Origin of the sequence: Brevundimonas lenta (assembly GCF_014196335.1) — a bacterium.
Lineage (GTDB): Bacteria > Pseudomonadota > Alphaproteobacteria > Caulobacterales > Caulobacteraceae > Brevundimonas > Brevundimonas lenta.
The window spans coordinates 339,015-360,100 of record NZ_JACIDM010000003.1 but is presented as its reverse complement, the minus strand read 5'-3'; the positions used below and the strand labels follow the sequence as shown (position 1 = coordinate 360,100).

General features: G+C 68.3%; 19 protein-coding genes. 5 read left to right on the top strand and 14 right to left on the bottom strand.

Features of this window, described 5'->3' with window-relative positions:
* Complete coding sequence (gene neuB / locus GGR12_RS14950; protein WP_183205328.1) at positions 1-1,032, bottom strand: N-acetylneuraminate synthase; 1,032 nt, start codon at positions 1,030-1,032, stop codon at positions 1-3.
* 37 nt (positions 1,033-1,069) lie between these two features.
* Positions 1,070-1,987 carry an NAD-dependent epimerase/dehydratase family protein gene (locus GGR12_RS14945; RefSeq protein ID WP_183205326.1) on the bottom strand — a complete coding sequence of 306 codons (918 nt, stop codon included), beginning with the start codon at positions 1,985-1,987 and terminating at the stop codon, positions 1,070-1,072.
* Positions 1,988-2,137: 150 nt separating this feature from the next.
* Between GGR12_RS14945 and GGR12_RS16870 the strand changes: the two genes are divergently transcribed.
* From GGR12_RS16870 to GGR12_RS14920, 5 genes are all read left to right on the top strand, one after another.
* The gene (locus tag GGR12_RS16870; RefSeq protein WP_183205324.1) at positions 2,138-3,070 is read left to right on the top strand and encodes a methyltransferase domain-containing protein; all 933 of its coding nucleotides are present in this window, start codon (positions 2,138-2,140) and stop codon (positions 3,068-3,070) included.
* Between the two features lie 76 nt (positions 3,071-3,146).
* Entirely contained in the window at positions 3,147-3,398 is a 252-nt protein-coding gene (locus GGR12_RS14935; RefSeq protein WP_183205322.1) for an acyl carrier protein, read from the top strand.
* Positions 3,399-3,432: 34 nt separating this feature from the next.
* Positions 3,433-5,337: an HAD-IIIC family phosphatase gene (locus GGR12_RS14930; RefSeq protein ID WP_183205320.1), complete on the top strand. Its 1,905-nt coding sequence runs from the start codon at positions 3,433-3,435 to the stop codon at positions 5,335-5,337.
* 38 nt (positions 5,338-5,375) lie between these two features.
* Positions 5,376-6,809 (top strand): MBOAT family O-acyltransferase, encoded by a 1,434-nt coding sequence (locus GGR12_RS14925; protein ID WP_183205318.1) that lies wholly within the window; start codon positions 5,376-5,378, stop codon positions 6,807-6,809.
* Position 6,810: 1 nt separating this feature from the next.
* Positions 6,811-7,917, top strand: a complete 1,107-nt coding sequence (locus GGR12_RS14920) for a hypothetical protein (RefSeq protein WP_183205315.1) — start codon at positions 6,811-6,813, stop codon at positions 7,915-7,917.
* On the opposite strand, the gene GGR12_RS14915 is transcribed toward GGR12_RS14920, so the two are convergent.
* From GGR12_RS14915 to GGR12_RS14860, 12 genes are all read right to left on the bottom strand, one after another.
* Positions 7,914-9,329: an O-antigen polymerase gene (locus tag GGR12_RS14915; protein ID WP_183205314.1), complete on the bottom strand. Its 1,416-nt coding sequence runs from the start codon at positions 9,327-9,329 to the stop codon at positions 7,914-7,916. The two genes, GGR12_RS14920 and GGR12_RS14915, sit on opposite strands and share 4 nt — an antisense overlap.
* A gap of 43 nt (positions 9,330-9,372) precedes the next feature.
* Positions 9,373-10,467, bottom strand: coding sequence for a hypothetical protein (locus GGR12_RS14910; protein WP_183205313.1), 1,095 nt, complete (start codon positions 10,465-10,467; stop codon positions 9,373-9,375).
* A 145-nt stretch (positions 10,468-10,612) separates the two neighbouring features.
* Complete coding sequence (locus GGR12_RS14905) at positions 10,613-12,004, bottom strand: MaoC/PaaZ C-terminal domain-containing protein (protein ID WP_183205312.1); 1,392 nt, start codon at positions 12,002-12,004, stop codon at positions 10,613-10,615.
* Positions 12,005-12,014: 10 nt separating this feature from the next.
* The gene (locus GGR12_RS14900; RefSeq protein ID WP_183205311.1) at positions 12,015-13,454 is read right to left on the bottom strand and encodes a capsular polysaccharide export protein, LipB/KpsS family; all 1,440 of its coding nucleotides are present in this window, start codon (positions 13,452-13,454) and stop codon (positions 12,015-12,017) included.
* The gene (locus GGR12_RS14895) at positions 13,451-14,704 is read right to left on the bottom strand and encodes a lipopolysaccharide biosynthesis protein (RefSeq protein ID WP_183205310.1); all 1,254 of its coding nucleotides are present in this window, start codon (positions 14,702-14,704) and stop codon (positions 13,451-13,453) included. The genes GGR12_RS14900 and GGR12_RS14895 overlap by 4 nt, the downstream gene beginning before the upstream one ends.
* Positions 14,701-15,501: an SDR family oxidoreductase gene (locus GGR12_RS14890; RefSeq protein ID WP_183205309.1), complete on the bottom strand. Its 801-nt coding sequence runs from the start codon at positions 15,499-15,501 to the stop codon at positions 14,701-14,703. Before GGR12_RS14890 ends, GGR12_RS14895 begins: the two co-directional genes overlap by 4 nt.
* A complete protein-coding gene (locus GGR12_RS14885) occupies positions 15,501-16,898 on the bottom strand; it encodes a glutamate-1-semialdehyde 2,1-aminomutase (RefSeq protein WP_183205308.1) in 1,398 nt (465 codons plus the stop codon). Before GGR12_RS14885 ends, GGR12_RS14890 begins: the two co-directional genes overlap by 1 nt.
* A 13-nt stretch (positions 16,899-16,911) precedes the next feature.
* Positions 16,912-17,574 carry an LbetaH domain-containing protein gene (locus GGR12_RS14880; protein WP_183205305.1) on the bottom strand — a complete coding sequence of 221 codons (663 nt, stop codon included), beginning with the start codon at positions 17,572-17,574 and terminating at the stop codon, positions 16,912-16,914.
* Positions 17,571-18,503 (bottom strand): sterol desaturase family protein, encoded by a 933-nt coding sequence (locus tag GGR12_RS14875; protein ID WP_183205303.1) that lies wholly within the window; start codon positions 18,501-18,503, stop codon positions 17,571-17,573. The genes GGR12_RS14880 and GGR12_RS14875 overlap by 4 nt, the downstream gene beginning before the upstream one ends.
* On the bottom strand, positions 18,500-19,276 hold the full coding sequence (gene hisF / locus GGR12_RS14870; protein WP_183205302.1) for an imidazole glycerol phosphate synthase subunit HisF: 777 nt from the start codon (positions 19,274-19,276) through the stop codon (positions 18,500-18,502). Before hisF ends, GGR12_RS14875 begins: the two co-directional genes overlap by 4 nt.
* Complete coding sequence (gene hisH / locus GGR12_RS14865) at positions 19,276-19,896, bottom strand: imidazole glycerol phosphate synthase subunit HisH (RefSeq protein ID WP_183205300.1); 621 nt, start codon at positions 19,894-19,896, stop codon at positions 19,276-19,278. The genes hisF and hisH overlap by 1 nt, the downstream gene beginning before the upstream one ends.
* 13 nt (positions 19,897-19,909) lie before the next feature.
* On the bottom strand, positions 19,910-21,085 hold the full coding sequence (locus GGR12_RS14860) for an N-acetyl sugar amidotransferase (protein WP_183205298.1): 1,176 nt from the start codon (positions 21,083-21,085) through the stop codon (positions 19,910-19,912).
* Position 21,086: the final 1 nt, after the last annotated feature.

Sequence of the window (21,086 nt, the reverse complement as noted above, 5' to 3'; positions counted from 1 at the left end):
TCAGGCCAGGTGCTCCCAGGTCAGGGGCTCGCCGGCGGTCACGGCGCTTTTCAGCGACCGGCCGGGGAGTTCGTCGAAATGTTTCGGCGCGATGCCGGAGGCGGGACGCAGCAGGATCAGATCGGCCTCGGTCAGCACGTGGCCGGCGGGCAGGGCGGTGCGGGCCATGACCGAGCGGCGGGCGACCGCGCGCACCGGCAGCTCGGCCGCCGTCGGCGCCTTGACCGACGAGCCCAGCGCCGCCTCGACGTCGCGGATCTGGCCGACGAGATCAGTCAGCTGCTTGACGGTCAGGGAGGCGCGGTGGTCGGGGCCGGGCAGGGTCGGGTCGAGGGTGAAATGCTTCTCGATCACCGTCGCGCCGAGGCCGACGGCGGCGGTCGAGACGGCCAGGCCCAGGGTGTGGTCCGAATAGCCGACCGGCAGGCCGGTGACCTCGCCGATGGTGCGCATGGCGCGCAGGTTCACATCCGACGGCGCGGCCGGATAGTTGGAGGTGCAGTGCAGGATGGTGACCGTGTCGCCCAGCGAGGCGTCGAAGCCGTGCTTCGCCCGCGTCTCCGCGATGACGGCCACGGCCTCGACGATCTCGTCCATCGTGGCCATGCCGGTCGAGACGATCATCGGCCGGTTCTTCGCCGCCAGATGGCGCAGGAAGGGGTGGTTCACGATCTCGCCGGACGGGACCTTGATCCGCGCCATGCCGGCGTCGACCAGGAAGTCGGCGGCCTCCTCGTCGAAGGGCGTCGACATGAACTCGATGCCGACCTCGCGGCAGCGGGCGATCAGGCGGTGGTGGAGGTCTTCCGACATCTCCAGCGCCTTCAGCATTTCGTGCTGGTTGCCCTCGCCGGTCTCGCGCTTCTGGTAGTCGGCCTTTTCCGCGCCGGGCGCCGCCAGCTTGTCGGCCGAGAAGGTCTGGAACTTCACCGCGTCGGCGCCCGCCGCCTTCGCCGCGTCGACCATGCCCAAGGCCCGGTCGGCGTCGCCGTTATGGTTCACGCCCGCCTCGGCGATGATGAAGACGCTCAAACCGACCCTCCGACGCACGCTTGTTCCGTTTTCTAGCCTATCCGCGACCCGGCGGCGACCAGTTCAGCGTCGCTTTCGTGTGTTCGATATCGACCTCGAGGTCGCCGAACAGCTGGGACGCCATCGCGCCCTTGCCTGCCATCTTCAGAGGCATGGACATCAGGGCGGTGGGGACCGGCAGAAGCGTGAGCGATCGTCCCTCGGCGGCCGCCATCTGCTCCAGCAGGGCCCGCGTCGAGACCGGCGCGCCGTCGCTGACGAGGAAGGTCTGGCCCGCGGCCTCCGGGTGGTCGATCACCACGTCGATCAGGTCGCTGAGCACCTCGCGCGAAACCAGGTCGCGGCGGTTTTTCGTGGCGAGGCCGAAGGGCAGGGGCAGGCCCTTGGCGAGGATGCTGTTCAGCGTCGCCAGATTGCCCTTCGGATCGCGGCCGGTGATCAGCGGCGGGCGAATGATCACCACCTCCAGCCCCGTCTCGTCGGCGATGGCGGTCAGGCCTTCCTCTGCCTCGGCCTTGGAGACGGCGTAGGGCGAATGCGGGTTCGGCGGATCGTCGTGGCGGAAGCCCCGGCCGCTTGTTTCGGCCCCGTTGACGCCGATGCTGGAAATGAAGATCAGGCGGCGCACGCCGGCCTGCGCCGCCTGTCGGGCCAGGGCCAGGGTGGCGGCGGTGTTCACGGCCCGGAACTCGACCAGCGGATCGTCGGCGGTTTCCCGCAGCACGTGCGCCCGCCCGGCGCAGTGGACCACGGCGTCGACATCGACGAGGGCGGCGGTCCAGTCGGTCGCTTCCGACAGGTCGCCGACGGCCACGACCTCAACGCCCCTGGGGCACAGTCCCAGCTCCCGACGCACGGCGGCCCGCAGCGTCCGCCCCCGGTCGAGCAGGTGGTCGACGACGGCCCGGCCGAGGAAACCGGTCGCGCCTGTGACGAGGATTTTTTTCACCGGCATGCATCTCCTCGCCGCTTTCCGCGTTGCGGCAAAGCTTGATGGGGGCTCCTGCTCGAAATCCCGCTCCGGTTCTGTCGTTCAGGCTTGGCCTGTCCGCCAAAACGGGGCATTCGAAAAGGGTCCCTTCCCGGTAACCAGACAGGAATGACGGTGCAAGATATCGCCGAGAAACTCGCGCCCTATCCCAGCCTGCGCACGACCGTCGATGAAGTTCTGCGGGTCTGGCCGGAACATCGCCGTTATTGCGAGACGCGGTTCCGTAACGACGACGACGCTTTTCTTCAGCGGACCGAGGAGTTCGCGGCCCTGGCCCTCGCCAATGTCGGCGACTCCCTGAGCCGCTACGTCGAAGACTATCGCTGGATGTCCGAGCGCTTTCTGGAAGAGGAAATGTTCTTCCAGCGCGAGGGCCGCTATCGCCTGTCGACGTTCCAGGAAGCCTATGACGAGGTCTACAGCGACCACGAGTACATGGGAAAATACATGCGGGGTCTGCTGATCTCGCAGGTCATCTGGGATCCGCACGCCCGCGCCTTCGACACCTTCCGCCGCGAGTTCCTGCCGGCCCTGCCGGACGGCGCCTCCTACCTCGAGGTCGGACCCGGCCACGGCTTCTTCCTGTATTTCGCCTCGCGGGCGCCGAACATCGCCCGGCTGGAGGCGTGGGACGTCAGCACTGCCAGCATTCTGGAGACGCGAGAGGCGCTGAAGACGCTGGGCGTCACGCGCGAGATCGCCCTCGTCCAGCAGGACGTGATGGAGGCCCCGAGCCGCATCGAGGAGTTCGAGGCCGCCGTCATCTCCGAGGTGCTGGAGCATCTGGAACGCCCCGACCTGGCCCTGCGCAGCCTGCACGCGGCGCTGAAGCCGGGCGGCCGCATCTTCATCCATGTGCCGATCAACAGCCCCGCGCCGGACCACATCTACCTGTGGCGGTCGTCCGGAGAGTTCTCGAAATTTGTCGAGGACCAGGGCTTCCGCATCGACGTGTCCCACGACTTCCCGGTCACCGGTTATACGCTGGAGCGGGCGGTGAAATACAACGCCAGCATCTCGTGCGTGCTGATCGCGACCAAGGCCTGACGGGCCTCGCGGCTCGACCGGCCCGGGTGGGTCGGCTACTGAATTCCTGCTGCTTCCTGCATCGATGGCGTGACGAATGTCCCAGACTGAAATCTACGAAAAGCTGACCGACGTGTTCCGCGACGTCTTCGACGACGAGGACCTGACGCCGACCGCGGAAATGACGGCGGACGACGTCGAGGAGTGGGACAGCCTGAGCCACATCCGGCTGATGCTGTCGGTCGAGAAGGCCTTCGGCGTGCGCTTCTCCACCGTCGAACTGGGCGGACTGAAGTCCGTCGGCGACCTGGCCGGCCTGGTCGAGAGCAAGCTGAACGGCGCGGGCTGATCGCCCCGGCGGCGTTTCTTCGAACGGACAAGCGATGACCGACCGCGGAATCCTGTTCTGGCTTCCTCCGAAACCCGCTGACTTCGCCGCCCGGCTGACGGCGGCGCAGGCGAGCGACGGGCCGCTGGCGCCCGCGCTGAAGGCGCTGGCGAACCATGCGCTGGACATCAACGGCCTGAACCGGCTGGCGAAGGCGCTGCGCAAGGCGCGGGGCGAGGGGCGTTCTCTACGGCCGCTGACGCCGTTCCGCCTGGGCGTGCTGAGCAATTCTACGACGGCCCTGATCGCCCCCGCGCTGGAGGCGACGGCGCTCCGCTACGGGCTGGCGCTGGAGGTGGTCGAGGCGCCGTTCGGCCAGATCGTGCAGGAGGCGCTGGATCCGGAAGGCCTGCTGGCGACGTCGGAACTAGATGCGGTTCTGATCGCGGTCGACGTCTATGGCGCGCCCCTGCGCGAAACGCCGGGCGACGCCGATGCGGCCGAGGCGACCCTGGCCGGCGCGCTGGGCCAGTTCGATCTGGTCCGCGACGGCCTGCGCGCCAATACCAGGGCGACGCTGATCTGGCAGACCCTGCCGCGCCTGCCCGAGACCCTGTTCGGCAGCTACGACTTCCGCCTGCCGGGGACCTCGCGCTGGCTGGTGGATCAGCTGAACCGCCGTCTCGCCGACAGCCTGCCGGGAGATGAGCTGCTGGTGGACATCGCCGGCCTGGCCGAGACGCTGGGCCTGGACCGCTGGCACGATCCGGTGCTGCGCAACATCGGCAAACTGCCCTTCGCCCAGGAGTTCGCGCCGGTCTACGCCGAGCATGTGGCGCGGGTGATCGGCGCCCTGCGCGGCAAGAGCCGCAAGGCCCTGGTGCTGGATCTCGACAACACCGTCTGGGGCGGGATCATCGGCGACGACGGGCTGGAAGGCATCGTCATCGGCCAGGGCTCGGCGCTGGGCGAGGCGCACCTGTCGGTGCAGCAGGGCGCCCTCGACCTGCACGGCCGCGGCGTCGTCCTGGCCGTGTCGTCCAAGAACGAGGACGAGACCGCGCGCACGCCCTTCCGCCAGCATGCCGACATGCTGCTGAAGGAGGATCACATCGCGGTCTTCCAGGCCAACTGGATCGACAAGGCGACCAATCTGGCGACCATCGCCGACGCCCTGACGCTGGGCCGCGACGCCCTGGTCTTCCTCGACGACAATCCCGCCGAGCGGATGCAGGTGCGCAGCGAGCATCCCGAGATCGCCGTGCCGGAACTGCCGGCGGACGCCGCCTTCTATGCGCGGGCGCTGAACGCGGGCGGCTATTTCGAGGCCGTGGCCTTCTCCGACGACGACCGCAATCGCTCGGGCTTCTACAAGGAGAACGCGCGCCGGCTGCAACTGCAGGGCAGCGCCGGTTCGCTGGACGCCTACCACGCCTCGCTGGAGATGGTGGCGACCTTCCAGCCGTTCGACGCCGTCGGACGCGCGCGCATCTCGCAGCTGATCAACAAGTCGAACCAGTTCAACCTGACCACCCGCCGATACACCGAGGCGCAGGTGGGGGAGATGGAGGCCGACGCCGGCCGCTTCACCCTGCAGGCGCGCCTGGCCGATGTGTTCGGCGACAACGGCATGATCTCGGTGGTCGTCGCCGACAGGGGCGCCGACGCCTGGGAGATCGACACCTGGCTGATGAGCTGCCGGGTGCTGGGCCGCCGCATGGAGGAGGCCGTGCTGGCCGAGCTGGTGCGCGCGGCGAAGGCGGCGGGGGCGAAGGCGCTGGTCGGCCGCTTCATTCCCAGCGACAAGAACATGATGGTGGCGAAACACTACGAGAAGCTGGGCTTCGAGAAGATCGCCGAAACGGACGAGGGTGAGACGGTCTGGCGGCTGGCGCTGGAGGGCGTCGCGGACAGGACCCTGCCCATGCAGATCGTGCGACCGGCGGCCGTGGGCGCCTAGGCGCGACGGCGAAGCGGGCGTTCGGGGGACGACGACGGATGCAGTTCACTTCGATGGCCTTCCTGGGCTTCGTGCTCCTCGCGGCGCTGCTGGCGCAGCCGCTGCGCGGGGCATGGCGCACGGGCTTCCTGATCGCCCTCAACATCGCATTCGCGGCCAGCTTCATCGCCTCGCCGTTGGCGGCGGTTCCGCTGCTCGCCTTCGTGCTGGCGGGCTACGCCGCCCTGGTGCTGGTCGAGCGGCGCAAGGCGGGGCATGCGGTGGCGCTCAGCGTCCTGGTGCTGGTGGCCGTCTTCATCTGGCTGAAGCGCTATCCGTTCGTCGCCGCCGTGCCGGAGTTGCCGTTCCCCTACGCCCTGGTTGGCCTGTCTTACATTCTGTTCCGCCTGCTGCACCTCGTCCTCGAGGTCGGAGACGGGGCGCTGAAGCGGCCGTCCTTCCCGCGCTACATGGCGTATCTGTTCTTCTTCCCAGCCTTCCTGTCGGGCCCGATCCATCGCTATGAGCCGTTCGACCGCGACCTGGACGCGCCGGCGGGGATGGATTCGAACGCGGCGTTCGCGACCCTGCTTCGCTTCCTCGTCGGCTTCGCCAAGGTGGCGGTGGTGGGCGAGTGCCTGCTGATGGTGCAGGAGCTGTTCGCCGGGCGGCTGCAGGGGGCGCTGGACGGCGGCGCCAGCTTCCCGATGCTGGCGGGGCTGTATGCCTTTGGGGCGGGGCTGTACCTGCTGTTCCTGTACGCCAACTTCTCCGGCTACACCGATATGGCCATCGCCGTCGGGCGGCTGTTCGGCGTGGTCCTGCCCGAGAACTTCAACCGTCCGTTCATGGCGACCAACTTCCAGGACTTCTGGTCGCGGTGGCACATCACCCTGTCCGAGTGGTTCAAGATCTACTTCTTCAACCCGCTGCTGAAGCTGCTGATGGGCCGCTTCGACTCGGCGGCGGCCGTGCCCTATCTCGGCGTCTTCGCCCTGTTCATCACCTTCGTAGTGCTGGGCTTCTGGCACGGGTCGTCGTGGGAATACCTGCTGACCGGGGCGCTGCTGGGCGTCGGCATCTCGATCAACAAGCTTTACCAGGTCGAGCTTACGAAGCGGATGGGCAAGAAGCCGTATCAGGCGCTGACGAAGCGCCCGGCCTACATCTGGGCGTCACGCGGCCTGACCCTGGCCTGGGTGTCGCTGGCGCTGACACCGTTCTGGATCCCGGTGCCCGGCATCGGCGCGTTGCTGGCGCATGCGGGCGTCGGCGGCTTCGTGCTGGCGCTGGTCCTGATGTCGGCGGCCTTCGCCATCCCGATCCTGATCATCGTGCGGTCGATGCGGCTCGCGAAACTGGATCAGGTGTCAGGCGGCGCGATTCACGGGAGGGGGGCGCGGATCGCGATCCTGGCCGGTCTGATCGTGCTGCTGGCCTTCGCCGTGCCGTTGCTGAACTCGTCCTCCGACTTCGTCTATCAGGCCTTCTGACATGATCCATTTCTGGAAATGGCTGGGCCTCTCCGTCGCCGCCGCGGCGCTGGGCTATGGCGCGCTGATCGCCCTGTCGACGCTGGCCCTGCCGTGGCGGCCCGCCCACTTCGACACCCATGTCGTCAACACGACCGAGCGCGGCTGGGTCAACGAGGCGCGCTACTTCGTGCTCAACCGCGAGACCCTGGCGCAGCCGGGCGACCGCATCGTCATCCTCGGCGCCTCGAACGCCCGCGACCCGTTCCGCCCCGCCCTGATGGAGCCGCAGCTGCCCGGCTGGCGCGTCGCCAACGCCAGCCTGAGCGGCGCCTCGATCGGCGAGCTCGCCGACGCCGTGGACCTGGTCTATCTGGCCCGGCCGTCGGACGCCGAGGGGCGGACGGTCTTCGTGGTGTCGCTGAACTATCTGCAGTTCCTGGCGCCCCGCGCCGGGGAGAATCCGCTGGCGACCGAGGCGCTGCGCGGCGGCCTGCATGAGCGCCGCGACGGCCGTCTGGAGGCCCGCTATCCGCCGGAGGTGCAGGGCGTCATGGAGGCTGTGTTCCGGCCCCAGGCCGTGGCCGCCAGCCTGCCGCGCCGGACTTTCAGCGCCGTCTTCGTCAATACGGACCTGCCGCATGTGAAGGATTTCGTCGACCGCTTCCGCGGCGCCGACCCGCTGTCGCGCTGGACCGAGTTCATCGGCGAACAGCCGGACCTGGACACGGTGACCGTGCCGGACGAGGTGCAGCAGGCCCTGCTGGCCCAGCGGCTGACCGGCGCCGGCGGCGACAAGGCGCTGCCCGAAGCCGGCTTCCGCCAGCTCGCCGACCTGATCGCCCTGATCCGTTCGCACGGCGACGCGGTGGTGATCCTCGACCTGCCGCTGCCCGAGTGGCACCGGTCAGGCGTGCCGGTGTCGGAGGCGTCCTATCAGCAGGGCGTCGCGGCGGTGCTGGCGCAGCACCGGGGCGATCCGTCGGTGGCCTTCGTGTCGCTGAAGGCCTTCGATGAGGACGAAAACTTCTTCGACTCCGCCCACACCGAGCCGCGCCTGTGGCCGGTGCTCAGCCGGCGGCTGGCGGATGATCTCGCCGCCAGCGGCGTGCTGACCGCGCCGCGCTAGGCGCGTCGGGCCAGAACGCCGGCCGGTTCGCCGGTCGGGCGGACCGGAGCCATGCCATGGGCCGCCTGGCGACGCAGGGCCGGTCGCGACAGGAAGAAGGCGCCCAGCAGCCAGATGTGCAGCATCAGGCCGTTCGACAGGCCGATCGGCGTGTTGTTCAGGCTCATGACGATGCCGACGCTGACGAAGGGCACCAGCAGCAGCCAGCGCGGATCCACGCCGTGCTTGACGTTGCGATAGACCACGCCGGTCAGCCAGCCCCAGGCGAAGCAGGGCAGCAAACCGAAGAATTTGAAGTCGACGTACAGCGAACCGAAGGCCGAGGGCACGAAGCCGTATACGTTCATCCGCAGCAGCCGGTCGAAGCCGTCGGCGACGAACTCGCCGTTGATCCGACGCATGGCCGCCGACACCAGGTCGATGCCGTAGGTGCCGAGCAGCATCGGGCCGTTGTAGTCGGTGAAGATCTGGTTCGACATGACGATGCCCTGGAGCCAGTACCAGGCGAACACGAAGACCATGTACGTCCCCTCGACCCCGAGGAGCGAATAGAAGACGTTCGAGAAGTGGCCGTTGAAGCTGACGCCCCAGCGCTGGCCGACCGCGCCGAACATCATCTCCACGCCGCCGATGCCGTCGGCGCGGGTGATGAAGACCTGCACGAAGTAGATCATGAAGATCGTGCCGACGATGCCCATGGCGATCTTGAAGCCGGGGCCGAAGCGGAACGGACTGCGGCCCTTGCGCATCGGCGGGCCGGCGGCGCGTGCGGGGGCGTGGCCATGGCGCACGCCGACGCGGCGGACGGGCTTCTGCGCCTTGGGGAACACCTGACGGCGCAGGGCGTAGGCGTAGACGGCGAAGACGATCAGGAAGAACAGGGGGCCGCGGCCGCCCATGGCCAGGGCCGCCATGACCGACGGAGCCATGCCGAACAGGGCGATGCGCCACGGCGCCGGGCGGGGCCGGAAGGCGATCTCGCGCACCGTGTAGACGTAGCCGGCGGGATAGAAGAGGAAGCCGATCTGGAACCAGATCGAGCTGTCCGACGCCGCGCCGCGCAGCAGGTCGGTCGCGCGGTCCGAACGCTGGGCGTAGGAGGCCGCGAGGTCGAGCAGGTTGCCGCTTTCGAACATGTCGATGGCCAGAACGCCGATGGCGATGGAGCAGCCGACCATCAGCAGCCGGTCCGACATGCGGAAGTCGGTCGTCGCCGCCGGATTGCGCGGATACTGGTGCGACGGCCGCGAGGCGACCAGGGCGCCGGCGCAGAAGGTGCCGAGGAACACCGCCTGGATCAGCGAGCCGTACAGCGACATGTACCGGCCCTCGAGCGTGAAGGGCAGGACGAAGAACAGCACATAGGCGCTGGCCCAGGTCAGCAGCATCAGAACGGCGGGGTGAAACTTCATGCTGTCTTCCGTCCCGGGCGCCGGATCAGGCGCGGGGGCGCCCTCATCCGATCACGCAGGTGATTACCCGACGTTCGCCGTCCTCGACCATGCCGCCGCGATGGATGCCCTTGGTGTCGAACAGGACGATGGAGCCCTTGCCGGCCTTCACCGCCCACAGACCCTGGCCGATCTCGCGGCCCAGGGGCGAGTCCGGGCGCAGGTCGTTGCCGAAGGCGCCCTTCTGGCGAAGTTTCTTCGGCAGGGCGGCGAAGCGCGCGCGCGACTGCGCGTCGGTGCCGGCCAGGCCGTTGGAGTCGTTGGCCTCGCAGATCAGGTCGTCGAGGCGGTTGATCTTCATCCGGTTGGACCCGACCACATAGCTGAACGGGCCGGTGCGATCGCCGACGTCGGTCATGTAGATGATCGCCTTCAGATCGCCGCCCGAGGCGTCGCGATGGCAGTAGGCGGTCGGCGGCAGGGTCTTCAGCTCGGCGTCGGGGAAGATGTCGCGCCAGAAGGTGTCGGTGGTGTCGTTGATCTGCGGATTGACGTCGATCAGCGCGGCCGTCCGGCCGAGGTAGGCCGAGGCGACGGCGAACACGCCCGCTTCGCGCAGGGTGGTTTCGATGGCGTCGAACAGGTCGCGTTGTTCGGCGCGGCTGGCCTGACCGCGGGATTCCTCGAACTGGCGCTGGCCGTTGGACTTGCCGCGACGGGCGGCCAGACGGTCGAACTCGGGGCGGGCGGCGTCATCCAGCGCCGCGAACCGGTCCACCGGCATGGTCACCACGTGGATGCCGTGGTCGGCCATCCGACCGGCTTCGGTCTCGGGCGACAGGCTGCGCGCGCGGGCGTCGCCGCGGAACACGTTGCGCAGGGCGGCGCCGGCGAAGCGGACGCGACCCCCGGCCGATTTATCGGTGCGGGTGTCGTAGGGGATGAACTCGTATTTGATCAGCCGCTTGAACAGCAGCTTGGCCATGCTGACGCTGAAGATCGACACCGCTTCCAGCCGGGCCTTCAGCGGCGCGCGGGCGATCAGGTCGCCATAGGCGGCGTGGCCTTCGTAATCGACGAGGGCCGGCGTCCAGCCGAGCGCCGATACGGGCTGAACGCCCTGTTCCGGTTCGACGGTCAGATAGCCGGAGGCGGCCATGCTTCGGATCCTCAAGCCGTGGTCCGATCCGCAACGACGAGCCCGGAAGCTCGTTCCGGACGGCCCCGGCCCGCGTGACGAAATCCCCTGATCAGTAGCGGGGGCGCCACGGAGAGGTCAAGCAAACGGGGCTTCGGGCGCGGGCTCATGGACGCGCGAAATCCAGCAGTTCCCGCAGGATGACCGGCGCCGGATCGGCGTCCTGGCCCTCGCCCAGGGTGGCGGTCTGGTCGGTGTCCATCTTCGGCAGACGGGGCCGGCTGACGCGCAGTTCGGGGCGGCGCTTCTGCAGCAGGTCGGCGACGTATTCGCCCGCGGCCTTGGCGGTGGCGTATTCGATCAGGGTGTCGGGCGCGTCCTCGACGAAGACGCTGGAGGGCGAGAAGACGCCTTTCAGCTGCGGGCCGTCGAACCGGTTCACCGTCCCCGTGAAGCCCGAGACGTAATAGGCGCTGAAGGTCTCGAACAGCGACTGCAGGAAGCCGCCGCGCGGGCCGGTCGCGATGAAGGGTGTGGCGAAATAGTAGAGGTGGGTCGGCGCCCAGCCCGCCAGATCATCGCCGGCCGCGCCGGGGTCCAGCACGTTCAGGGAGGCGCTGGCGGCCGCACCGCCGCCCGCCGAAATCTCGTTCACCAGAGACTGCGCGTCCGCCGCGCCCTGATGGTAGGTGGCCATCACCTCGGCCCCGCCGGCGGCCAGCAGTTTGACCGCCACCTCGCCGAGACCGCGCGAACCGCCGACGACCACGGCCCGCTGTCCGGCGAAGGCGTCGACCGGGACCAGGCCGCGGGCTGCGGCGAACGACAGCTGTTTGCGCGGCGCGGGCCGGATGAAGGCGCGGACCTCGCCCTCCAGCGATGGCGAGCGGAGCTCCATCACCACCAGGCCGAAGCGGGTGTCCGCCTGGGTGACGCTCCACGCGATGGGATCTGCGCCTGCGCCGGTGAAGGTGAGGTCCAGCTCCGAGAACACCGAGTGCAGGCCCGGGCTTTCCATGCCGACCAGGCGGGTCGTGGCCAGGACGGCGGCGACCTGTTCCGGCGCCAGTCGCGCAGCCAGACGGGGCAGCAAACGGGCGGCGAGGGGCGGGTCGAGAGCCAACGGCAGCGTCCCTTCCAGCCCGTCGTAGGCGTGGTGCTCCACCGGCGCGGCGGCGGCGAACGACGCGGCCTTGACGGCGGTAGTCGCGGGAGCGGACGCCTCCCACTGGAAGTCGATGCGGGCGATGGTGTCGGCGCCCGAAGTCGCCAGCAGCCGGACCTTGCCGCCGTCGTCCTTGCGGACCGTCATCTCGACGGCCTGGTCGACGCGCAGGGGGCGGGCGAACGTAGCTTTCAACGAACGCAGGCTGAAGGGGCCTTCGGTCTGCGCGGCCCACTGGTCCAGGCACCACAGCAGGGTGTGCACCCCGTGCACCGCCGGGGCGCCGAACATCAGCCGCCGGGCGTGCACCGGGTCGACGTGCAGCGGATTGAAGTCGCCGGACAGGGCGGCGAAGTCGAGCTGGTCGGCGGCGGTGAAGGTCCGGCGGGTCATCGGGGCTCCGTCAGTTCAGCGGCGAACCGGGGTGGCGGCCGGCGCCGGGCGGCATGTGGCGCGCGTGCCAGTTCTCGCCCTGCGGCCCCAGGGCCCGGATGCGTTCGCCCAGGCGGCGGCCCAGCTCGGCCGCGGCGGGGTTGGGCGCCTTCGGATCGAAGTCGCGGAACGAGAAGAAGTCGGCGTCGAAACTGCCGCGCAACAGATTGGCGATGATCCGCGCCTGCCGGTCGTGCAGCGAGAACGGCCGCGTCAGCGTCGCCAGCGCCGCCGGCAGACGTTCGACGTCGGCCTGGTTCTCCAGCACGACGAAATCGTCGGCGGTGACGTAATAGGCGCCGCAGGTGACCGAGACATTGCCCAGCAGGCCCGCCTGCAGACCCAGGGTGCCGGTCGCCGTCAGGTTCACGCCGCAGCGCGCCAGCAGGGCGTTGCCGCTGACCTCATAGGGCACGATGACGACGTTCGGGAACGCCTTCAGCCGGTCCAGCAGAGCGGTCTGGCGGAAGCCGAACTGCAGCGGGTGATCCTTGACCACGATCTGGTAGCCGGCGGCGGTCAGATGCCGCGCGGCCTCGACCAGCATGTCCTCATGACGGACCAGATCGAGGTCCTCGACCCAGTAGTCGATGGCCGCCTCGGGAAAGAGCTGCAGGCCGTAGAGCACCCGGCGCTCCTTCGGGAAGGCGTCGACCCTGGCCTCCCAGTCCGCCTCGACCATGTCGGTGATGCGCGCGTCGCGCCACCGCGCCTTGTGTCCGAGGCTGGGCTGGGCGTCGAGGTAGTGGGTGTTCAGCGGGTCGCGCCGCCACCAGGCGTACAGCTGGAAGAACAGGGCGCGGATGCGGAAATAGCCGAGCGTGCGCAGGAAGCGGCCGCGCGTATAGGCGGCCTGACCCTGGACGTAGGCCGGGGTGAACAGGGGATCGGCGATCTCGTGGATCTTGGCCTCGACCACCAGTGGCGGGGCCGGGGTGTCGGAGGTGATCAGTCGGCCCCGGTGCATCAGCATGCACATGTCGGGCAGGGCGCTGGCCGTGACCTCGAAATACGGCAGGCCGCGCTTGCGGGCGAGGCGGGCGAGGACGTCCTGGTTGTAGTTGTCGATCGGGAAGCTGATCACCGTATCCGGCTTGATCGCCTCCAGCCGCGCGTCCAGGGCGTCGGCCATGGCCAGCACCATGGCGGCGGCCCGGCGCTGCGACTGCCAGCGCAGCACGCGGCAGCGGGCGACCACGTCGACGACCTCTTCCGCGGTGAGCAGGGCCGACGACCGGTCCCCGGCCTTCAGGTGGGCGCGGAAGCCGCGGTAGAACTCGTCCGTGATCCAGACGTCGCCGTCGCCGCGCCGGTCCGTCAGCACTGTCACCTGGTCGAAGCCCAGGTTCCGGCCGACGTGGCGCCACCAGTCCTGGGTGCGGTGGATGGCGTAGATGAGGGCTGAGGTCATGGTTCGAGTCTTCGGACCGCCCGGCTGACCAGCACCAGGTACAGGGCGGAGGTGGCGATGGTGGCGCAAGCGGCGCCGTATACCCCGAACCGCCATGTCAGGAGAACCAGCAAGGCGGCGCCGACGACGAAGGCGGCGCCCTGGGCGGTCAGGATGTGCCGCTCGTCATGGCGCGCGTTCAGGATCAGGGCGTGGAAGTCTGCGGCGGCCCGGACCACAAAGCCGAGCAGCAGCAGGCCCATCAGCACCAGGCTGAGATGGAACCGCTCGGACCACACGCCGTGCGTCAGCGCGTCGACGCCCCAGGCGGCGAACAGGAGCAGGGGCACGCCGACGACGGTCTTCAGATATTCGCGCAGCACACGGCGGCGCAGGTGCGGAATGTCCTGCGTCTTCGCCTCGGTGAAGATGGCCGGGGTGATGCGGTTGAACGAGGCGATGTTGAAGGCCTGGTAGGCGAAGGCGACGAGCAGGGTATGGCGGAAATAGAGGCCGGTCTCTTCGAAGGTCATCAGCCCGCCGACCGCCAGCCGGTCGAACTGCAGGATCAGGATGGCGATCAGGCCGATCAGGAAATGGGTCAGCGAGGCCTTGTGCTGGCCGATGATGTCGACGCCGAAGCGGAACGGCTCGGTCCTCGCGGCCGATGCGTTCAGCCGCGCGAACATGATGGCCAGGCCGATGGTGCACAGCACCGCGCCGACGGCCCAAAGCTGCATGACGAAGGTCAGGTCGAAGCCGTCGCGGGCGAACAGGGCGCGGTACAGGACCACCGCCGCCAGCAGGCTGTTCTTGGCCGCCACCACAACCAGCATCGGATAGTAGCGGTGGTTGATCAGGGCGTACTGATAGGCCTGGTTCGACAGGTGTTCGGCGACCACGACGATCACTGCGAGGCCCAGGATCATCCAGCCCGGCTGGGCCCACAGGGCGACGGCGACGACGAACAGCGGGACCATGAAGGTCCAGTTGAAGGCGAAGAATTTCAGCGCCTGGACGACGTAGCGGTCGAACACCGCATGGTCCTCGCCGGCCGAGCGGCGCTGGATGTCGATGTGGCGCTCGAAATTGAAGGCGAAGGCGAACAGGCCGACCAGGGTGGCGATCAGGCCGAACTGGCCCGCCTGACCGATGGCCAGGCCGAAGGTCGCGGTCAGGACGAAGCCGGCGCGCGTGGCCACGTCGACCAGCTTGACGACGACCAGATAGAGGTCGCGAACCCCCTGGCCCGTCTGGCTGGCCTCGCTCACCAGGCGGTCCATCCGCCGTCGACGGCCAGCACCTGGCCGGTGACATAGGACGAGGCCTCGCTGGCGAGGAACAGCAGCGGCGGCGCCATCTCCTCCGCCTGGGCCATGCGGCCCATCGGCGTGCGCGAGGAGTAGTTCTGTTCGAACACGCCGTTCTGGCCGCTGGAGACGCCGCCGGGGACGAGGCAGTTCACCCGGATGCCCTTGTCGGCCCAGTGCGTCGCCAGCCACTTCGTCAGCCCGACCACCGCCGCCTTGGAGGCGGAATAGACCGCCGGCGTATTGATCGGCCCGCCGAGGTATTCCGAGCCTTCGTAGATGCGGTCGTCCGGCCCGACCAGGCCGTAGATGGAGGCGGTCTGGACGATGCGGCCCGAACCGGCCTTCAGCATCTCGGCGCCGACGGCCTGGGCCATCAGGAACATGCCGTCGACGTTGACGCCCATGACCTCGCGCCAGGTGTCGAGCTTGTAGGTTTCGAACGGTTCGAAGAAGGCGCGCACGTCGGCGGTCTTGGTGGCGGCGTTGTTGACCAGCACGTCGATCCGCCCGAAGCGCGCCATGACGGCGGCGACGGCGGCCTTCACCGAGGCCGGATCGGACACGTCGCAGCCGAAGCCTGCGGCCGCCTCGCCGTGTTCGGAAGCGGCGTCCCTGGCGGCGTCCTCCAGCAGATCGACCACGGCGACCTTCGCGCCCGCCTCGACCAGGGCGCGGCAGAAGACGCGGCCGAGGATGCCCGCGCCGCCGGTGACCAGGGCCACCTGTCCGTCCAGTCGGGTGGTACCGAAGGTCATCAGTTGTGCGTCCGGAAGACCGGCTTGATCGCCGGCCCGTTCAGTTGGCTGTCGACGCCGTTCTCCAGCGCCTGTTTGTAGACGCCCAGCGCGCCGTCGAAGGCGTCCATCGTTATCGCCAGTTCGGTCTCCCGGTGGGCCTGCGAGATCGCCAGCCAGGGCATCATCACCCCGCGCTTCAGCATCTCCTGGGCGAACAAGGTGCGCATTGGCAGCGACGGCGCCCCCGAGGCGTCACGGGTGACGTAGTTCAGGGCGATGGCCGGGCCTTCCATGAAGACGTGGTCCTGAAGCCCGTGCCGCGTGGCGATCTCGGCGAAGGCAGACTTCAGCGCCGCGCCATAGGCCCACAGGTGGCCCGGCACGTCCTCGGCGGCGTTGATCCGCGTCGCCTCGACGAAGGCGCCCAGGGCGGGCATTTCCGCGCCGTGGGTCGAGGACAGCAGGAAGGTCCGCTCCATCCCCGGCGTGTCGATCGAGCCGACCTGCATGTACTCGCGCTTGCCGACCACGGCCGCCAGCGAGAAGCCGTTGGCCATGGCCTTGCCGTAGGTGGCCAGGTCCGCCTCGATCCCGAACGTCGCCTGCGCCCCGCGCAGGTTCCAGCGGAAGCCGGTGATCATCTCATCGAGGATGAACAGGGCGCCGTTGGCGTGCGCCAAGTCGCGCACCTGATGCAGGAAGCCGCCGATGTGGTGCGCCGGGTCCGTGCCCGGCTCCGGCGGCTGACCGGGGCGGCCGTCGGCGTCGTTCGGCCAGATGTGGGTCGAGGGCTCCAGCATCACCGCAGCGATCTCGCCCGGGTGGGCGTCGAACAGCGCCTTCAGCGAGCCGATGTCGTTGTAGTCGAACACCAGGGTGGTCGCCGCGTGATCCTCCAGCGTGCCGCGCTTGATGGCGGTGACGCCGATGAACCAGTCGTCGAACGAGAAGAAGGGATGCTGGCGCGGCACGCAGACGTAGCGGCGGCCGGTGTACGCCCGGGCGATCTTCACCGCCGCGGTGGTGACGTTCGAGCCGTTCTTGCCGAACTTGACCATCTCGGCGCAGGGCAGCAGGTCGCAGATCAGCTCGGCGGCCTCCAGCTCGATCTCGGTGGCGCGGGTCAGGTTCACGCCATTCTCGATCTGGCGGATGGCGGCGGCGTTCACGCGCTCGTCGGCATAGCCGATGGTCACCGCGCGCAGGGCCATGCCGTAGTCGAGATAGCGGTTGCCGTGGGTGTCCCAGACATAGGCGCCCTTGCCCTTGCTGAGCACGGGCGGGGCGATCGAGGGGAACTGGTCGTCGCCGCGCGAATAGGTGTGCGCCCCGCCCGGGATGGCCCGGTGCAGACGCGCGCGCAGTTCCGCGAAGTCGGCTTCCTCGTTGGTCGGGATGATGGGTTGGCTGGTCATGGGGGGAGGGTCCTCAAACCCGCCAGAGCGGGTAGGGCTTGTCCTGGCGCTTCAGCGTCGCGGTCTTGGGGGCGCCGATGTAGAGCGTGTGGTCCGGCAGATCGCGGTCCAGCACCAGCGACTCCGTCGCGATCTGGCAGACCTCGCCGATGGTGCAGGCGCCCAGCACGGCGCTGCCGGGCCGCAGCGTCACGTGCTTACCGAACGTCGGGTAGACGTCGTTGTTCGAGCCCACGCCGCAGCGCTGGTAGGCGACGAAGAAGTCGCTGTAGTTCCCCCGCCCCAGCACCGTCCCCAACGGGTGCACGAGCAGGAACACGGACGGCAGTTCGACCTCGTAGAAGGCGTCGACGCCGTGCAGCGCCTTGTTCAGCAGGAACAGCTTGGAACAGGTCGAGGCCGACCCGCCCTGGCGGAACAGCTCGTTCGACAGCAGGTACAGCCACATGGCGTACTGGTCGCCGTGCAGGTGGTTGAACACGACGTGCTCGCCGTCGAAGAAATACTTGTTGTCGACGTGGCTGAAGCAGTGCTCCAGCCGCTCCAGCGCGACGTGGACGACCGGGGCCAGGTCGTCGTGGGCCACCGGTTCGCGGTCCGGGAACATGTGGTTGCACTGGTTGGCGGCGTAGGCGGCCAGGCCACGGGCGTCGAGGCTGGAGCGGATGCGGCTCATGCGGGGGTCTCCCCTGGCACGGCGTCGGCGACCGGCGGCGCGGCGATGGCCGGGCGGAACAGGCGCCACAGGCCGACCAGCGGCACGAACTGTTGCTTGAACCACGCCTCGGGCAGGCGCTCGCCAACCAGGCCGTAGACCAGTTCGCGGTCGCCGCGGGCGACGTAGGTCCCGAACATGTGGTCCCAGATCGACAGGACGCCGCCGTAGTTCTTGTCCAGGTGCGGCTCCAGCGAGGAGTGGTGCACCTCGTGGAACGAGGGCGAGACGAAGATCCGGTCCAGCGGCCCCCACGACCAGCCGCTGTCCGAATGGATGACCAGCTGGTGGAACTGCAGCAGGGCGGCGATGGCCACGGGCATGGCGATGTGGACGTCCATGATCGCCGCCGGGATCGCCAGCGAGACCATGGCCAGCAGGCGGTCCAGCACCGTCGCCCGGAAGGTCGTCATGACGTTCAGATGCAGCTGCGAATGGTGCGTCTTGTGGAACTGCCAGACGATGCGGCTCTCGTGCTGCAACCGGTGCCACCAGTAGACCCACAGGTCGGTGACCACGAACAGGATCAGCAGCTGGCTCCACTGCGGCAGGCTGGACAGGACGCGGATCTCAAGCCACGGCGCCCAGGTCTGCAGCGCATGCGTCAGCGCCAGGCCGGCCGGCAGCATGATGGTGTAGGTCACCACATGGGTGAGCTCCATCAGGCTGTACACCAGGTCCAGCCGCACGCCCTTGCTCAGATAGCGCGGGCCCAGCTCGCGGCGGCGGATCAGGTCGATGGCCAGGCCCAGCGCCAGGGCGGCCGCGAACTGGCCGTAGAACCAGCCCTCGGCAGTGACGTTGCGCACGATGCTGTCGACCACGACCATGGCGCTGCCCGCCGGATCGGCGAACACGTCCGAAGGACGCAGCGACAGCAGGCCGCTCATGACCGGCTGCCCTTCTGGTTGCGGACGTTGACCCCGTTGGTGGCCAGATAGGTGCGCACCTTGATCGGGCTGTGGTCGGTGAAGATGAACATCGACGAGATGGTGATGGCCGAGGCGCCCGCGTCCAGCGCCGCCTTGCAATCGGCCAGCGAGCCCGCGCCCGAGGAGGCGATCAGCGGGATCGACAGCTTGTTCGACAGCTCCGAGATCAGCTCCAGATCATAGCCGCTCATCGTCCCATCCCGGTCGATCGAGGTCATCAGGATTTCGCCGGCGTGCAGGTCCTGCATGCGCTGGGCGAACTCTACGGGATCGTGGGCGGTCTGGCGCGAGCCGCCGTGGCCGAACACCTTCTTCCGCCCGAACTCGTCGGCCTTGTAGTCGACGGAGACGACGATGCACTGGTCGCCGAAACGGTTGGCCGCCTGGGTGATGAAGTCGGGGTCGTCGATGGCGGCGGAGTTGATGCTGACCTTGTCGGCGCCGCTCTTCAGCAGGGCCTCGATCTGGCCCAGCGTGCGCACGCCGCCGCCGGCGGTCAGGGGCACGAAGACCTCCTCGGCCACCCGCTCGATGATATTGCCGGTCACCGTCCGGCCCTCGGCCGAGGCGTCGATATCGACGAAGATCAGCTCGTCCACGCCGTAGGAGTCATAGACCTTGGCCGTCGAGACGGGGTTGCCCGCCTCGCGCTGGTCGTCGACGAACCGGCGCATCTTCACCAGACGGCCGCCGCGGATCAGGAATTTCGGGATGATCCGTTTCTTGAGCATCAGAAGTCGTGCGCCAGCCAGTTCTGCAGCAGCTGCAGTCCGTTGTCCTGGCTCTTCTCCGGATGGAACTGGGTCGCGACCAGGTTGCCGCGCCGCACCGCCGCCGTGAACGGACCGCCGTGGTCGCAGGTCCCGGCGACGTCCGCCGCGTCCTTGCAGGCCATGTGGAAGGAGTGGACGAAATAGTAGTCGCTCTCGCCCGACGGCAGGCCCTTGAACAGCCATTCGTCGGGGGCGAACTCGACCGCGTTCCAGCCGACGTGCGGCACCTTGGCCGGGCGCTGCACCTGCATCGGACGGATCTCGGCGTCGATCCAGCCGAGGCCCTCGTGCTCGCCGTGTTCGAAGCTCTTCTTCGCGAACAGCTGCATGCCCAGGCAGACGCCCAGCACCGGCTTCTTCACCTCCAGCGCCAGTCGGTTCAGCACCGGGCGCAGGCCCTTGTCGTCGATGGCGATCATGGCGTCGCCGAAGGCGCCGACGCCCGGCAGGACGAGGCGATCCGCCTCCTCAAGCTCGTCGAAATCGGCGGTCACGGTCGCGTCCTCGCCGATGTACTCGAACGCGTTCATCAGTGAACGGACGTTGCCCATGCCGTAGTCGATGATGGCGATGGTCATCGGGCGCGCTCCCCTATTCCGCCGGCGTCTTCGGCGGGCCCACGGGAATGTGGCTCAGGTCGGTGCGGTCCCATTTGTCGAAGTCAGGCAGGACCGGCCCCGTCTCCAGGTTCTTGCGGTCGAACTTCCACGGATGGACCTGGTGCGGCTCCAGGTATTTGTAGAACTCGTCCTCGGTCATCTGGATCTGCTCCAGGAACCAGTCCATCGAGGCCGGGCGCTTGCCGTCGTACTGGGCTTCGATCTCCAGCGCCTCTTCACGCGTCTTGCGGCCGTTGCGGATGTCGATCGACAGCAGGTGGTTGGCCCGGCCGTAGCCGCGCTTCACGTATTTCGAATAGTCGCGCATGCCCTGGAAGGTGCACTCGATCTTCTCGTAGTCGTACTCGGGCGGCACGCCCTCGACCTCCTGGCCTTTCCAGCCCAGTTCCTTCTCGATCAGGGCCACGTTCGCCTTGGTGTCCCACTCGATGTAGTTGCCGAGGCAGATCGACTGGACCTTCAGTTTGATCAGGTCCTTGCGCTTCGGATAGTCGAACATCCACAGGTCGCGGCGCTCCACGCGCCCCTGCAGGAATTCGAACATGTCGTCGGCGGTGATCCCCTGGTTCATCAGCCGGTTGAAGCGCTTCTCGTCGACCTCCTCCATCTCCTCGAAGGTGTACCAGCTGTGGTACTCGGCCGTGCTCTCGCCCCAGAACAGCAGCGGCACCTCGAAGCGCACTGCCATGTGCATGACGCCGGAATAGATGCCGGTGTGGCAGTGCCAGCAGAAGTCGCCGCGGCGCTTGAAGCTCTCCAGCATCAGCTCGCGCACGACGTGGAAATTGGGCGTGAACTCGACCACGTCGCAGCCCAGCTGCTTGAACACCGAGGTGTTCAGCTCGTCGACCTTGGGCCGGTAGCCCCAGTGGTTATAGCGGACCACCAGCGGCTTAAGCTTCAGCACCTTGATGATGTAGTAGAGCTGGAAGACCGAGTCCTTGCCGCCCGAATAGGGGACGATGCAGTCGTACAGGCCCTTGCCCTTGTGCTCGGCCACGATGGCGTCGAGCTGGCGCTGGCGGTCGGCCCAGTCGATCTTGTCCTGCTTGAACTCGACCTGCCGGCAGACCGAGCAGACGCCCTCAGCATCGTAGGTGATGGTGTCGACCGTCTCGGGGGTCAGGCATCGGGTGCATTTGCGCATG